We start from the raw sequence: 15,104 nt of genomic DNA on the forward strand, positions 1-15,104 counted from the left end.
GAGCGGGCGTTCCTGCAGGCGGCTTGCGCATCACAGTTCCTCGCTCTCGCGCACCGAGACCAGTTCCTCGTCCGACAAGCGGCCGCGCAGGAGCCGGACCAGTTCTCCGGCCAGAATGCCGATGGCCGAGACGCCGAAGACCACGCCGATGCCGTAGAACCACGCCATCGAGAAGCCGGAGGCGGGGGCGAACGTGTCCCAGTTGATCCACATCTGCTGCCAGCTCCCCTTCGTCAGGAGCCAGGTCGCGTAGATCATCAGAATGTGGCTGAGCACGTAGCAGAACCGCTTGCCCCGGACGGGCAGAGCCTTGACCAGCGTGTCGACCCCCAGATGGGCTCGCTCCCGCAGACCGACGAGAGCGCCCAGGAAGACGAGCCAGACGAAGGCCCAGCGCGACAGCTCCTCGGAGACCGTGATTCCGGAATTGAAGGCGTAGCGCAGGACCACGTTGCCAAAGACCAGCACCACCATGATGGCGAGGAGAGTGGCCGTCGCGAACTTCAGCAGCCGGAAATAGCCGTCGATCAGGGTCGTCATGGCTGTGGTAACCTGGCGCGGCGTCAGGCGGGAGTGCTGGCGAGGATGTGCTTGATGGATTGGATCGCCACGACATAGCCGTAGGGTCCCAGCCCCGCGATCACGGCTGTCGCGACCGCGGAGACCAGAGACTTGTGGTACATCGGCTCTCGCTTGTGCACGTTCGAGATGTGCAATTCGATGATCGGACCCGACGCCATCTTCAGCGCATCCATGATGGCCATCGAATAGAAGGTGAAGGCGGCCGGGTTGATGACGATGGCGGCCTTGGCATCGATCGCCTCGTGCACCCACTCGATGATCTCGAACTCCTTGTTCGATTGCCGAAAGACGAGCGGATGGTCGCCTGCCGCTTCCCGGCACATGGTCTCGACCTCCGCCAAGGTGGTGTGGCCGTAGATGTCGGGCTCGCGTGTGCCGAGCCGGTTGAGATTCGGACCATTCAGGACGTAGATGGGAGCAGGCATCGGGGGCACTCGCTCATTTCCCGTGGACGCGGGCGAGTTCCGCATTGAACAGCGTGACCAGCTCGGGGTCGTATGCGGCCGAGAATTTCTCGGCGATCGGCTTGGTGGTCGCCCGCATCTGATCGAGCTCGGCTGGCGCCAATGCGTTGACCTGCATCCCTCTCGACTTGAGCTCCTCCACGGCCTTGGCCGCTGCCTCGCGGCTCACCTTGCGCTGGAAATCGCGAGATTCGATCGCAGCCTCGTTCAGGATGCGCTTCTCGGCGTCCGAGAGCCTGTCCCAGAACTTCTTCGAGACCAAGATGATGTTGGTGCTATAGGTGTGATTCGTCTGACTGAGGTACTTCTGTACCTCGAAGAATCTATTCGACAGGATGACCGAGAAGGGATTCTCTTGCCCGTCGACAGTCCTGTTCTCAAGAGCTCCGTAGAGTTCCGTGAAACTCAAGGGGACAGGATTCGCCTTGAAAGCCTTGAAGGTCTCAAGGTAGACGGGGTTTGGGATGACCCGGATCTTGATGCCCTCGAGATCGGAACCCTTAGCGATCGGCCGGCGGCTGTTGGTGACATTGCGGAATCCGAGATCCCAATAGCCCAGTCCGATCAAGTCCTTCTCAGGCAGCTTGTCGAGCAGCGCCTTTCCGAACGGGCCATCGAGGAGCGCGTCCGCCTGCTCGGGTGTGTTCACGAGGAAGGGGAAGTCGATCAGTCCGAACTCCTTCACGATCCCGACCAGAGAGGTTGTCGCGGGCGACTGCATCTCCTGCGTCCCACCGCGCAACGCAGACTGCTGCTGCATTTCGCTGCCGAGCTGGTTCGCGGGGTATTCCCGGATCTTGAGCTTGCCGCCGGATTTCTCGGCGACGATCTCCTGGAACTTCTTCACGCCCAAGCTGACCGGATGGTCGGTGTTGTTGAGATGGCCCCAGCGGATGGTTCGATCTTGGATGTCTTGAGCGAGGGCCGAGCCGACAGTCAGGCCAAGCGTCACAAGCGCGACGAGATGCCGGGCGCGCGGTCGAGACATGGGCTTCCTCCTCTATTGGGTTAGCCCCTTAACGCCGGGCATCGGCGGATGCAATGAGATTCGGCTTTTCGTCTGAGAATCCCGCATATGAAGGAGAAAAGCGATAATTGCCTAGGCCGTCGCCGGATGCCATATTGCGCGCATGGGCGCGGTCGTGAGCTTGGGCGAAGCAGGCGGGCCGGCGGGAGAAACCGTCGGACAGGTCCTCTATGGCCGCATTCGAACGGACATCATTTTCGGGCGCCTCGCCCCCGGGGAGCGCTTGCGGCTGGACGCTTTCAGCCAGCGCTACGGTGCCAGTGTGAGCACCATGCGGGAGATGCTGAGTCGTCTCGTATCGGAAGGCCTGATCGTCGCTGAGGGCCAGCGTGGTTTCCAAGTTGCGTCAGTCTCGCCGGAGGAGTTCCGCGAACTTGCGGAACTGCGCCTCCTCATCGAGCAACATGCTCAGGAGAAATCGATCAAGTCCGGCGACCTCGACTGGGAGGCCAGCGTTGTTGCGGCTTACCACAAGTTGTCGGTCACCGAGACTAAGATGCTTGCGGGAGAAGATGTTGACCCGGAGCTCTGGAAACGATGCGACCGCGAGTTTCACCAAGCCTTGATCGAAGCCTGTGGCTCGCGCGCTATTATGGCGACGCACACGTCAGTCTATGATCGATATCTTCGCTATCAGATGATCGCGGTTGTCTTTCGCGGTGAAGTGGCCGCCCGAGAACACGCTGAATTGCTTGATTGCGCACTGAAGCGTGACTGGGAGCGGGGTGCAACCGTGTTGCGTTCTCACATCAACAACTGTGTAGATTATGCACTTGCGGATCCCTCGCCGAGCTGGGCCAATCCTCCCTCCACTCGCGGGCGAACGAGTGAGGCGGCACGCTCCAAGAGCAGCAGGCGTAACCCCTCAGGCCGGGCTTAACAGCCGCCTGGTTGGACAGTGGTGCTGCGGACGCCGCCGGCACTTCCGGTCGTTGTTTCGAAGCGGCCACTCGGGGCGGTGGAGCGCAAAGTCCGTAACGGGTCAGGAACTCGCGCGCTGTTTTTTTCGACTCTGGATGCGGTGCCTGAGCCGGGCAGGGGAGGAGGGCGGCTACTCGCTTGCGACACCTGGAGCTCGGCTCGAACACGCGGTGTGGTGCGGGCGCTGCGGTGAGGAACTCCTGCCACGGAGCATCCGCCGCCTGATGCGTCAGCGCTCATGATGCACCACCACGCTCCGGGGACCGCACCGTCAGGGCATGGCCTTCCGCAGCCGCGCCAGCGCCTCCCGCATTTCGTGCATCTGGTCAACGAGATGGAGGATGACGTCGACTCCCTCGTCGTTCACACCGAAGGTGTCCTTGAGATCCAGGATGAAGCGCGCCCGGGCCATGTCACGATCCGAGAAGGTCGGCCCGGAGGGCGTCGGCTCGGGAACGAGCCATCGCTGCTCAATCCAGATGTCGAGTGTCCGGGTCTCGAGACCCACCGATTGCAGGAATTCCGGCTTGCCCAGCTTCATGACGGGACGCCCTCACGCGGGTTGAACTCCTTGCCCTTCTGCCAGCCCGATACGAAGGCCTCGAGCTCCGGATCCGGCTCTTTCGGCAGAACCACTTTCAGCGTCACGAACTCGTCACCGCGGCCGCCGCCGCGCCGCGGTGCTCCCTTGCCCTTGAGGCGGAGCGTCGTTCCGGTGTTCGACCGTTCGGGCACGCTCATCATGACATCACCCGTCGGGGTCGCGACGCGGATGCGGCTGCCCAAGACCGCCTCGCTGAGCGAGATCGGCACCTCAAGCTGAAGATCGTCGCCATCGCGCGAGAAGCGCGGATCGGACAGGACCTCCACTTCGATGAGGATATCGCCTGGGCCACCCGCCCCGATACCCAGGTCACCCTTGCCCTTGAGGCGCAGCGTCTGGCCGTCGACCATGCCGGCAGGGAGTGTCACGTCGAGCGTGTCGCCCTCAGGGAGCGTCACACGCCTCGTGCTGCCCGTGATCGACTCAACGAGGCTGATGGGCAGCCGATAGTGGCGGTCGGCACCGCGCTGGTTCGCGCGCGCCCTCTGGGCTCGCCTGAGCAACTCGGCAAACGCGTCGTCGCCGTCCGCGAAATCGGCGAATCCAGAGGCGCTCGTGTAGGCGTGCCCTTCATCCTCACCGCTGAAATCGCGGTAGTATCGATGCTGAGGCCGTTCAGCTCCGGATGCGTCGATCTCCCCGGCGTCGAAGCGGGCGCGCTTCTCGGGATCGCTCAGAAGATCGTAGGCCGCCGTCACGTCCTTGAACTTCGTCTCGGCTGCCTTGTCGCCCGGGTTTAGATCCGGGTGCAGCATCTTCGCCAGCTTGCGATAGCTCTTCTTGACGGTGTCGGCCGACGCCGTCCGGTCCACGCCGAGGACCTCGTAGGGATCTCTCAAATCCCGCCTCCCCGATCAGTCGCGAGCGATTGTGTGTGCCCAGATTGCCTGGATAATCCGCTCGCCGCCGGCCGGGAAGCGCTCGCGATCGCATCCGTGTTCGGCAAATGGCTCAGATGCGCCACTTCCAGATCGTCGAGCAACGCTGCCGGAGCGGCTGCTGGTCACCTGCTCCGATGCAGGTGCTGCGTGACGCAGCGCTCGGCGTCAGATCTTCATCTGCGCACCGATCTCCACGGCGCGGTCCACCGGAATGCGGAAGTGGCGGGACGCATCCGTCGCCGACCGCGCCATCGCGATGTAGAGCCGGTCCTGCCACACCGGCATGCCGGTCTCCGGCGAGGCCACCAGAACCCGTCGGGTCAGGAAGTAGGACAGGCTCCCCGCATCGAGCCCGGCGGCCTCCAGGGCCCGCGGCAGGTCGGGCAGTTCCATGAAGCCGAAGCGCACGCTCACGCACCAGAAGGCGTCCGTCAGCTTCCGGATCGAGACCCGCTCCGCGTCCGGCACGCGCGGCAGATCCTCGGTGACCACGTTCAGGATGAGGTTCTGGGCGTGCAGCACATGGTTGTGCTTCACGTTGTGCATCAGTGAGCCAGGCGTGTCGCCCGGCGTTCCGGTCAGGAAGACGGCTGTGCCCTGAACCCGCTGGATCGAGCCGGTCTCGGCCATGCGCGTGAACTCGGACAAGGGCCGACGCCGCCGATGGATCTCCTCGGTGATGTGGCCCGAGCCGCGCCGCCACGTCCACATCGCCGTCACCAGACAGGCACCGATCGTCAGGGGCACCCAACCGCCATGCAGCAGCTTGAGGGCATTGGCCGACAGGAACACCAGTTCGATCAGGAGGAACGGGGCGATCACGAGCATGGCCAGGGCGGGGGACCACCGCCAGACCTTCCAGGCCACGATGAAGATCAGGCACGCGGTGATGACCATGTCGCCCGTGACCGCGATGCCGTACGCGGCGGCCAGTGCACTCGACGATTTGAACATCACCACGAGGAAGATCACGGCCACGAGCAGCCACCAGTTCACCCGGGGGATGTAGATCTGTCCCTTCTCGGTCTCGGAGGTGCGCTGCACGCGCAGGCGCGGCAGCAGGCCGAGCTGCATCGCCTGCTGGGTGATCGAGAAGGTGCCGGTGATCACGGCTTGGCTGGCGATGATGGTCGCCACGGTGGCGAGCAGCACCATCGGCAGCAGAGCCCAGGAGGGATAGAGCAGGAAGAACGGGTTCTCGATGCGCTCAGGGTGGGCGAGCAGCATCGCGCCCTGCCCCAGGTAGTTGAGGGCGAGGGCCGGGAGCACCAGGCCGAACCACGCCGTCCGGATCGGTGCGCGGCCGAAGTGACCCATGTCGGCATAGAGCGCCTCGGCTCCGGTGACGGCCAGGAACACGGCGCCCAGGGCGAGAAGGCCGGCCGTGCCGTGTCCGAGCAGAAAGCCGATGCCGTAGACGGGATTGAACGCGGCGACGATGCCGGGCTCATCGGCGAGGTGGCTCAGGCCGCCCACCGCCATGACGAGGAACCAGAGCGCCGTGATGGGGCCGAAGAAGGTCGCGACCCGCGCCGTCCCGTGGCTCTGGACGGCGAAGAGACCGAGCAGGATCGCGAGGCTGATCGGCAGGACGTAGGCCTCGAAAGCCGGCGTGACGAGCTTCAGTCCTTCGACGGCGGAGAGCACCGAGATGGCGGGCGTGATGATCGCGTCACCGTAGAACAGGGCCACTCCCCCCATGCCCAGCACGATGACGAAGCCGCCCTGGTGGCCGAGTGAACGTTGAGCGAGGGCCACGAGCGAGGGGGTGCCGCCCTCGCCGTTGTTGTCGGCCCGCATCACGATGAGCACGTACTTCAGCGTGACGATCAGGATGAGCGCCCAGAGGATCAGGGAGACGACGCCGAACACCATCTCGCGGGTGAGGGCATGACCGCCGGAGGCCGCATGCAGCGACTCCTTGAGGGCGTAGAGCGGGCTGGTGCCGATGTCGCCGTAGACCACGCCGACAGAGCCGAGGGTCAGCGCCCAGAAGCCTGTCTGCGAGCCGTGCTCGGTGCTCGCTGGCAATGGTGCTTGCGCCGCAAGGTCGGTCGTTGCAGTCGGTTGCATCGGCGTTGCTCCCTACCCGAGCTGCAGGGCGAGCCTGGAGGTGGGCTTCAACGTCGGAAGCAGGGAGATCGTTCGACGTCCCGCACCGGACCGCCACAGTCTGGCAAGGGCCGCGTGCGGAGCCGACACGGTGTGGAAGAACGGCCTCCTGTCACATGTGCGAACCGGAGAGCCGCATCCATCGCCAGCAGCCCGATCAACTCCCCGGAAAATCGTAGAGCTCAGCCGGATTGTCCACCAAGATGCGCTTGCGTGCGCTCTCGCTCGGGATCCATGCGGCGAACAGGTCGAGCAGCAGCGCGTCGTCGGGCTTGGCGTCCGCCTTCTCGGTCGGATGCGGCCAGTCCGTGCCCCAGACGACGCGCGTCGGGGCCGCAACCGCGAAAGCGCGCGCCACGACACTGGTGTCCGCATATGTCGGCGGACCGACCTTCGTGTCCGCGTAGGCCCCGGTCAGCTTAACCCACGTGTTGCCCTGGTCGAGAAGCCGGCGGATGAGCTTGAACGTGTCGCTGTCGATGCCGGCCGGCTGCGGGCAGTGTGCCAGGTGGTCGAACACCAGCTTGCCGCGCACCCGCAGGAACGTGTCGGCTGCCGCGACGATCTTGTCGCCCGGCATGTTGATCTGACAGTGCCAGCCGAGTTCATCGACTCGGCGCGACAGCGGCTCCAGCATCTCAAGTGTCGTGGCACCGGCTTGCGCGAGGTTGAAGCGGATCCCACGCACGCCGAGCCCGTGCATGCGCCGCAGATCTGCATCGGTCACGGAGGTGTTCACGACAGCAACGGCGCGGAAGTTCGGGCCAAGCGCCGCCAGGCCCTCCAACGTCGGGCGGTTGTCGACACCGTAGAGCGACGGCTGGACGATGACGCCGCGGGCTGTGCCGATCTTGGCCTGGAGGGCGCGGTAATCGGCCGGTGAGGCATCCGGCGCCGGCAGTCCCCCTGGAGCGGGTGGGAACCGGTTGTCGTAGATGTGGAAGTGACAGTCCGTCGTGCCGGCCGGCGCACGGAACGTCGGTGCTTGACTGCCGCTGGAGTAGCGCACGGTGTGCTGCGCTGACAGAGGCCGGCTGCCCATGCCTCCCCACATTCCGGCTGCCATCGCCGCGCCCCCGATGAGGACGTCACGTCTTCGGTGCGGAAAGCGGCTCGTGAGTTCCTCCCGGTCTCACTCGTGACGTGGCGATCCTAACCCGAGCTGCCGAACCACGCTGCATCGAAGGCTCGCGGCAGATCCTGGGACGGCGCCGACATCCTGTGCGACGCAGAATGATCTCCTAGCGCGACAACGCGCACCGGCTGCATCGGGGCATCGTCATGGCGCCGATGACCTCGTCGATGAACGCCTTGTCGTTGCGCGTCTTGCCTGGGGACCGGATGCGGTGATCGCATTCACATGGCTTCGCCAGCGAAGCGATTTGGAGACTGGCGCCGAGCTTCCGACGACCGCGCGCTGCGGCGTGCATCGGACCGGCCGGCCGCCAGGTCCTGGCACAGCGAGGGCTGAGCCGCTTCGGTCGAGCGGGCGCGTGCGGATGTCATCCTCGGATCGGGCCGACTGAACTGCGACCATCATGCGGGGGTTGGAGGCCGCAATCAGCCAGGGACCCGGCGAGCCGCCCGGCTTCCGCCGGGCCTTCCCGGGCGGGGGCGGTCCGAGATCGGCTCCAACAGCGCCGCAGGAGCAGCGCCATCCGCCCCGTCATGTCCGTGGTGGTGGAAAAGCCCCGGCCTTTTCAACTCCGGGGCCGGCGGCCCGGGTGCCCGGTGCCTCGTGGCGTCTGGACCATCCCCTTGCTGGCCGGAGATGAAGCGGCTCGTCCCGGACATCTCGCCGGTCTGCAACGGTCCACGTGCGCAGGGATGACGAGCGGAAACGGCGCTAAAGCACGTCGTTCCTCGACGCGGCGGCGGGACGATAGAGGTGAAGCTCCTCGAGCAGCCGCTCGCACGAGGCACCCGGAGGCGCTCCCGTCACACGGCAGCCGGACAACCATCGCGCGTCCTCTTCCGCCTCAAGAGCCGCCTCCGCGTCGGTGGCCCGGCAGACCTCAAGCAGTGCGCTCTGCTCCTCGCGCAGAAGAGACATCACGGCCGGTGCGGAGCGCGGACGATGATCGGAGCGGGTGACGAGCGCGCGCAAGCCGCTCACGCACGCCACCCGTTCGAGGACGAACCGCGGTGATTGGTCTGAGTCGTGACTTGACGCGGCAAGGCTGACATCGCCCGGCCGCACCTGAGCCAGCAGGCTGGCTGCACCGAGGGCAAGGATTGCACCCCATCGTTCGATGCGGACAATCCAACCCCGCCTTCGACGATGCGAAACCTTGCGCCGAGACATGGTCAGTTTGTGATAGCAGACTCTACTGACAGGGGCTGAAGGAGACACAATGATCAGCCGTCGCCAATTCCGCACCGGTGAGAGCGGAAGATGCTGCGGCTTCTGATCTCGGAGGACTGGTCAGCATCGTCATCCAGAACGTCGCTGTTGCAAGCGCGAACGCGGCTACGAAGAGAGTGAGCTTTGACATGACGACCTCCCGAACAGAGCCTGATGTGATTGGCTTCGAAGCAACTGTCAGATCAAAATCCAACATCATCAATCATATTTAGGCGCCAATTTCAGAGAGAAGTCAGAAAACAGCCATTCTTATAAAATCATAGTTGTATCATTGAAAGAAATCTCAAACTCATTGCGCAAATAACACTGAGACCAACTTGCGTTCGCAAGTCTCCCTGAATGATCGCCGTCGCCCACTCTGGCAGCAGGCGCTGAATTTCCTAAAGCCTAACGATCATGACATGGAAGAATACTCGCTGGAAGATAGATATTTGATACTCCCGGAACGGCTTCGCTTTCATTGCGTGCAATGGGAACCGATTTGACCCTCGTCATTCGAATGAATGATGCTTGCCGCTGCGCGGCACGACTGTTCGGCCTTCCGCTGTACAATGGGGCGAGACCGAAAACGGCGTCACGCGATCGCGCCCCGTGCTTTCGCCCACCGTCCGTACCGCCGGGGCGCCTCGTGCCCGGGCCGACGATGGACCCAACTGCCACGGCTTCACGGGCGACGATCAGGAGAGCTTCCCGGAGCGCGCTCCGCCTCGCCAGCCTCTCGGAGGAGGCCCGCACCCTCGGCGGCACGCGTCGGACCGGACCGCGGGCCGGTCAGCCTTCCGATCGCTCAGATGAACCTCGCGCCCGGACCGCGATCAACCGGGCCACCCCACCACCGCGATCGAGCCGGTGCGGCGCTGGGCTGCCGGCCTCAGTCGGCGCGAGCCATGCGGTCGACGAAGAGGGCGCCCTTCGCGATCACCCGCTCGCCCTCCCTGAGGCCGTCGCGCACCTCCACGGTGCCGCCACTCAGGATGCCGGGCTTGATCCGGCGTCTCTCGACCGCGTTGCCCTCACCCAGCACCCACACGTTCGCCTGGTCACCCTCGTAGATCACCGCCGCGCGCGGCACCGACAGGAAGGCGTCGTCGCGCTCCGTGATGAAGCGCACGCTCGCGTACATTTCGGGCTTGAGCAGAAGCTGCGGGTTGTCGACCTCCGCCCGCACGGTGATGCGCCGGGTGGCCGGATCGACCGACGCGCCGATGTAGTTCACCCGCGCCTCGAAGGTGCGGTCCGGGAGGGCCAGCACGCGGAAGCGCATCAGTTCGCCGAGATTGATCTTGGGGGCGTCCGGCTCGCGCAGCTGGGCCACCAGCCACACCTTCGAGAGATCGCCGATGACGTAGGACGGATCGGAGCCGCCCGTGGTCACGTACTGCCCGGGGCCGATCCTGCGCTGGATGATCGTCCCGCTCAGCGGCGCGTTGATGGTCGTCTCGGGGTTGATCGCCCCTTTCCGCTGCAGCGCGCCCATGNGCCGATCCTGCGCTGGATGATCGTCCCGCTCAGCGGCGCGTTGATGGTCGTCTCGGGGTTGATCGCCCCTTTCCGCTGCAGCGCGCCCATGTCCGTGCTGGTCAGACCGAGGATCCGCAGCCGGTTGCGCACGGCCTCGAGCCCGACCTCGGCGGTCTTGAGGTCGTTGGTCGCGCTGGTCAGGTCGTTCTGTACGCTCTGCAGCTCGCGCAGGGTGGTGGCGCGCGTCTCGAACAGGTCGCGCTGGCGCTTCTCGGCCGAGGTGGCGAAGTTGAACTGCGAGCGGCTCTTGTTGAGGACGTTGAGGGCGGCGAGGTAATCGTTCTGCGCCTGCACCATCTCGTTGGCCTGGATCGAGAACAGGCGCTGATCCTGCTCGACACGCTCGCCGGTGCGGCCGAAGATCTGAACGATGCGGCCCGGATAGGGCGAGAAGACCGGCGTCGCACGGTACTCGTCCACGCTGATCTTGCCCTCCGTCGCGATCTCCTCGTAGAACTGGCGTTGCACGACCGTTTCGGTGGAAAGGGTCGCGAGCTGTGCCTCCGTGAGGATGAAGCCGTTGCTGCGCGGCGGCACGAAGGTGGAGTCGGTCGTCAGCGCGGGCATCGGCTCGACACGGGCGAAACGGCCGTACCAGAGAGCTGCCGCGCCAAGGATGAGGACCGCCATTACGACACAGGCCTGAACCTTGGCCGTCAGGCTGATGGGTTCAAGGTCGCGGTCGGCCAGATCGGTCATGACACGGCGACAGCTCGTCGTTCGTCGTCCGCGTAGAGCCCGCAACGGTCAACCGTTGCCGATGCGCCTGCGGGCACATCCATCTATAGACGATCACACATGCAAAGCACAGATCTCGACCCGCCGCGGTTATCCTCCAACGGTAGGCCTAAGCGCGACGGTTGCGCGCGATGCCGGACAGCCCCGATCTCTCGGCGGCTGATCAGTTCTCAGCACGATCCTGGCAAGGCAGCCCACCTGCGCTGAGTTCGCAGAGCAGTATGCAGGCCAAACAATGCAAACCTTCGCCGATCGAGTGGTGCCTGACGCTTGTGCCTCTCGCAGCTTGCGACAGGAAACACAGTCATGCAATCGTCCGTCCGAACAGCTATCACAACCGGACGTTCGCGTTGCGGCGCGCGACAAGACGCTTCAGGTCTGTGACCCGTTCTGAACCGATCGCAGGCGGAAACGCAGGTGCGCCCCGTGCAGAAGGCGGGCGAGATGCCGGCTGTGGCGGGAGCACAATCTGAGCGGCCCGGCACCTCGGCTGTGCGTATCGCTCTGGTCGTCGCCGAGAAGCCGGACATCTGAACACTGACACCGGACGGCCGGCAGGCGCCCACGCCGCCGTGTCAGGCGTCGAGGGGTGACGATGCGAACCACCAAGCGGGCAAGCCCAGCGGCCAACGCGATCCTCTCGCATGGGGTGCGGATCACCAGCCCCGACCGGCGGCCGTACCCGCAGGCCAAGGTCAGCAAGCGCGAACTCGTGGCCTATTACGAGAACGTCTCAGCGGTGATGCTGCCTCATATCGCCGGTCGGCCGCTGACACTGATCCGCTGCCCGCGCGGCGTCGATGCTCCCTGTTTCGTTCAACAGCACGCCGCTCCCGGGTTGCCGGAGGCCATACGGACGGTGAGCCTCACCGAGGCGTCCGGCGAGACTGGGGCCCACCTCTACGTGGACGATCTGGCCGGCATACTGGCCTGCGTGCAACTGGGAGCCCTTGAACTCCACGGCTGGGGAGCGCGTGCCAGCGCGCTTGAGGAGCCGGACCGCCTCGTGTTCGATCTCGACCCCGATCCCTCCGTGCCGTTCCGCGCGGTCGTGGATGCGGCTCTGCTCATTCGCGACCATCTGCTGGAGGATGGCCTGACCTCCTGGCCGATGCTGTCGGGCGGGAAGGGCGTTCATGTGGTCGTGCCGTTGACCGGAGCGACGTGGCCGGCCGCGAGTGCTTGGGCCAAGCGGTTGGCGCAGTCCTTGGAGAAGCAGGCGCCGGACCGGTTCACGTCCGCAATGGCGAAGGCTGAACGGGCTGGACGGATCTTCATCGACTACCTGCGCAACGAACGGGGCGCGACGGCCGTGATGCCCTACTCGACGCGAGCCAAGGCCGGCGCCTCGATCTCGATGCCGCTCAGTTGGGAGGAACTCGCACGCGCTCCATCGGCCCAAGCCTACACGGTCCACGATGTGCTCACGAATGGATTGCCGCAGATGCCTGGGTTGGGGATCGAACAGCGGCTACCAACGCAGATGGAATGATGCCCTGATCCATCACCGGTCATCCCATCGGCGAAGTGGGCCGTAGGTCGCGCGATAGCTGCGCGGCCCAAGAACCGGCAGCACGATGGTCCTCGCCCAACTCGGCAGCCGCGCGGTGCGCGACAGCTGATCGGTCATGGCCTGGACATGCGCGACCCGCGGCCGGCGCAGCCTCTCGTAGTCCGATCCGATGCGCTGCCAGTCGCTTCGCTCGGCCACCAAGCCCGCCAGAACCAGCGCGTCCTCCAGCGCGAGCGCCGCGCCCTGAGCCCAGACCGGCGCGGTCGCGTGGGCCGCATCACCCACCAAGACCACCCGGTCGCGGGTCCAGGCCGGAAGGCGGACCTCCTCCAGCGGGGAGTGGTAGATCGATGCGGGCTGCGCCAGGGCGACATCGAGCGTGTCGCGGACCAGACGGGGAAAGGATGCGAAGGCACGGCGCAACACGTTCGGATCAAGGCCCGCGTCCAGACCCGCGCTCGTCGAGACCCATCCGTAGGCCTCGCCGCGATCGACGGGGATGAGCAGGAACAGAGCGCCGGCCCCGGCCCAGAGCGTCCAGGCCTCGACCCCCGGGTTGGGCACCATGAACCGCCAGCTCTGCGTGGCCAGCACCGCCGCGCCGAGACCCCGATCCTCGAACAGGCTGCGGCGGACCCGCGAGTGAACACCGTCCGCACCGACGAGCAGCCCGCCGGCCTCGATCGTCCCATCCTCAAGTTCGGCTTCGGCCCCGTGCGGGATCTGCCGCACCGCAACGATGCCGGCGCCTCGACGGATGTCGCTGGGGGTGAGACCGAGCTGCAACATGCGCAGCAGGTCGGTGCGACGCAGACAATGGGGGCCTGTCTCGACACCCCAGAACGCCTCCTCGTCCACGGCGAACAGGAGGCGGTCGCGCTCGGTCCGGTACTCGCGCCGACGCACCCGCGCACCGACCGTTCGAAGGGCATCCAGCAGGCCGAGCCGGGCCAGCGCGCGAACCGCGTTGCCGGGCAGGTTGATGGCCAGCCCTGCATCCGTCGGAGCCCCGCGCCGCTCCAGCGTGAGGGAGGGGATGCCCCGCTGATGCAGGGCTCGCCTGACCGCAAGACCAGCGATCCCGCCGCCCGCGACGAGGACGTGGTCGGCACGTTGCGTGTTCATCTGGCTTCGCGTTGCTCCCGTCGATGCCCCGACACAGCTCCCTATGCACGATCCGCGACGGCGTGTACGCAGCCGCCCGGCTGCCGTTAGGAGAGCCCAGGGCGTCCGCCGTGTCCGAACGACAGCGCTCGGGTGATTCGTCGATGGTCATACGCCGGCGATCAGCCGCTGGAGTGACAGCCGCAAAGCGGCCTCCCGGCTCGCCCGCCCGAGCCCGCTCGTCCCGGCGAGTTCGGAGCACCGCCGAGCGTAGGCCACTGCCACCATCAGGTAGCCCGGCTGGGATCCGAAGCGTTCGTCAGGATGCCACGTTCCAGTCCAACCTTGGCGTGCAGCGTTAACCATATGTTAACCATATGATTTGATAGAATTCTCAGCGGATACGCTCAAGTATGTACGAGCTTATACGCAGTAGATGAGTTTGTACTGGTAAGTACAGAACTGGCCGCCCCGTTCTGGGTGCTGCGCCCACCTGCCATACAAGTTCGACGCGATGCCTCTCTCCCACGGGAGAGCGTGTGTCGGAATGCCGTGCGTCCTGCACGGATCAGCGCCCTGCTGCCTGCGGCGGTGGGGATGAACGCTCGCGGCCGGCCGGCTGGGGCTCATCGACATGCCAGGGAAAACGATGCGGTTTACGTCTCGCGACTACACGGATGCGTTCGACGGCTTCTGGAACAACCTCAGGAAGCACTGGCACGGCTCCGCCCATGGTTCTCGGCATCGGGACGGCCATCGGTCCGATCCGTGTGCCGGATCGACCCCGGACGCAGCCGCTGCGGCGGCTGTTGTCAGCTGGCCCAGCCATGCAGGCGCCGCGAACGATGTCAGACAGCACTGGCACGGTTCCAGCCATGGCTCTCGGCATCGCCACGGCAGACGGTCCGACAGCTTCACCACGCCGGCCACGGATCCCATCGCAGAGACGGCGATCGACAGCCCGCCCACCGATGAGGATGCTGGCACGCCAGCGGCCGGCTCCGGCACGGACGTGGCTCACTCCGCACCGACTGCACCGACGAGTATCGAGGCGACGGCGTCCGTCGACCCGGTGAACGCGGCGGTTCCAGCAACCGCAATCATCAACCCGGTATCGGCCGTTCCGGATGCGGTCGTTCCTCCGCCGGTTCCGGCGGCACCGATCGTGGCCGCGCCTTCGGCGCCCCTGACGCGCCACAATGGGACGATCTACGCGAAGAGCGGTGACGTCATCGAGAACCTCGACATCTACACCGATGGCGTGGGCATCGA

The 15,104-nt window shown here is 65.5% G+C and carries 12 protein-coding genes and 1 pseudogene; 3 read left to right on the plus strand and 10 right to left on the minus strand.

The window, feature by feature from the left end; translation table 11 throughout:
- Positions 1 to 30 precede the first annotated feature (30 nt).
- From ACKUB9_RS17350 to ACKUB9_RS17360, 3 genes are read right to left on the minus strand one after another with little or no spacing between them, the layout of a single operon-like run.
- Positions 31 to 540 carry a TRAP transporter small permease gene (locus ACKUB9_RS17350; protein WP_407524461.1) on the minus strand — a complete coding sequence of 170 codons (510 nt, stop codon included), beginning with the start codon at positions 538 to 540 and terminating at the stop codon, positions 31 to 33.
- A 23-nt stretch (positions 541 to 563) separates the two neighbouring features.
- Positions 564 to 1,007: a type II 3-dehydroquinate dehydratase gene (locus ACKUB9_RS17355; RefSeq protein WP_407524459.1), complete on the minus strand. Its 444-nt coding sequence runs from the start codon at positions 1,005 to 1,007 to the stop codon at positions 564 to 566.
- A 13-nt stretch (positions 1,008 to 1,020) separates the two neighbouring features.
- Positions 1,021 to 2,034 carry a TRAP transporter substrate-binding protein gene (locus ACKUB9_RS17360; RefSeq protein WP_407524457.1) on the minus strand — a complete coding sequence of 338 codons (1,014 nt, stop codon included), beginning with the start codon at positions 2,032 to 2,034 and terminating at the stop codon, positions 1,021 to 1,023.
- Positions 2,035 to 2,176: 142 nt separating this feature from the next.
- Between ACKUB9_RS17360 and ACKUB9_RS17365 the strand changes: the two genes are divergently transcribed.
- Positions 2,177 to 2,953 carry a GntR family transcriptional regulator gene (locus ACKUB9_RS17365; protein WP_407524455.1) on the plus strand — a complete coding sequence of 259 codons (777 nt, stop codon included), beginning with the start codon at positions 2,177 to 2,179 and terminating at the stop codon, positions 2,951 to 2,953.
- Between the two features lie 312 nt (positions 2,954 to 3,265).
- On the opposite strand, the gene ACKUB9_RS17370 is transcribed toward ACKUB9_RS17365, so the two are convergent.
- The 6 genes from ACKUB9_RS17370 to ACKUB9_RS17395 form a co-directional block, all read right to left on the minus strand.
- Positions 3,266 to 3,535, minus strand: coding sequence for a chaperone modulator CbpM (locus tag ACKUB9_RS17370; RefSeq protein ID WP_407524453.1), 270 nt, complete (start codon positions 3,533 to 3,535; stop codon positions 3,266 to 3,268).
- The gene (locus tag ACKUB9_RS17375) at positions 3,532 to 4,437 is read right to left on the minus strand and encodes a DnaJ C-terminal domain-containing protein (protein ID WP_407524451.1); all 906 of its coding nucleotides are present in this window, start codon (positions 4,435 to 4,437) and stop codon (positions 3,532 to 3,534) included. The genes ACKUB9_RS17370 and ACKUB9_RS17375 overlap by 4 nt, the downstream gene beginning before the upstream one ends.
- Positions 4,438 to 4,644: 207 nt before the next feature.
- On the minus strand, positions 4,645 to 6,552 hold the full coding sequence (locus ACKUB9_RS17380; RefSeq protein WP_407524449.1) for a potassium transporter Kup: 1,908 nt from the start codon (positions 6,550 to 6,552) through the stop codon (positions 4,645 to 4,647).
- A 196-nt stretch (positions 6,553 to 6,748) separates the two neighbouring features.
- Positions 6,749 to 7,600, minus strand: a complete 852-nt coding sequence (locus tag ACKUB9_RS17385) for an amidohydrolase family protein (RefSeq protein WP_407524447.1) — start codon at positions 7,598 to 7,600, stop codon at positions 6,749 to 6,751.
- Positions 7,601 to 8,437: 837 nt separating this feature from the next.
- Complete coding sequence (locus tag ACKUB9_RS17390) at positions 8,438 to 8,707, minus strand: hypothetical protein (RefSeq protein WP_407524445.1); 270 nt, start codon at positions 8,705 to 8,707, stop codon at positions 8,438 to 8,440.
- Between the two features lie 1,120 nt (positions 8,708 to 9,827).
- Complete coding sequence (locus tag ACKUB9_RS17395) at positions 9,828 to 10,433, minus strand: efflux RND transporter periplasmic adaptor subunit (RefSeq protein WP_410825847.1); 606 nt, start codon at positions 10,431 to 10,433, stop codon at positions 9,828 to 9,830.
- 1,377 nt (positions 10,434 to 11,810) lie between these two features.
- Here ACKUB9_RS17395 and ligD point away from each other — a divergent pair.
- Positions 11,811 to 12,707 carry a non-homologous end-joining DNA ligase gene (ligD, locus tag ACKUB9_RS17405; RefSeq protein WP_407524441.1) on the plus strand — a complete coding sequence of 299 codons (897 nt, stop codon included), beginning with the start codon at positions 11,811 to 11,813 and terminating at the stop codon, positions 12,705 to 12,707.
- Positions 12,708 to 12,719: 12 nt separating this feature from the next.
- Here the strand turns inward: ligD and ACKUB9_RS17410 are convergent, their stop codons facing one another.
- Positions 12,720 to 13,853, minus strand: a complete 1,134-nt coding sequence (locus ACKUB9_RS17410; RefSeq protein WP_407524439.1) for an FAD-dependent monooxygenase — start codon at positions 13,851 to 13,853, stop codon at positions 12,720 to 12,722.
- Between the two features lie 628 nt (positions 13,854 to 14,481).
- Between ACKUB9_RS17410 and ACKUB9_RS17415 the strand changes: the two are divergent.
- A pseudogene (locus tag ACKUB9_RS17415) lies at positions 14,482 to 15,104 on the plus strand (hypothetical protein); the annotation flags it as partial.

The organism is Methylobacterium oryzisoli, from assembly GCF_046557895.1.
GTDB lineage: Bacteria > Pseudomonadota > Alphaproteobacteria > Rhizobiales > Beijerinckiaceae > Methylobacterium > Methylobacterium oryzisoli.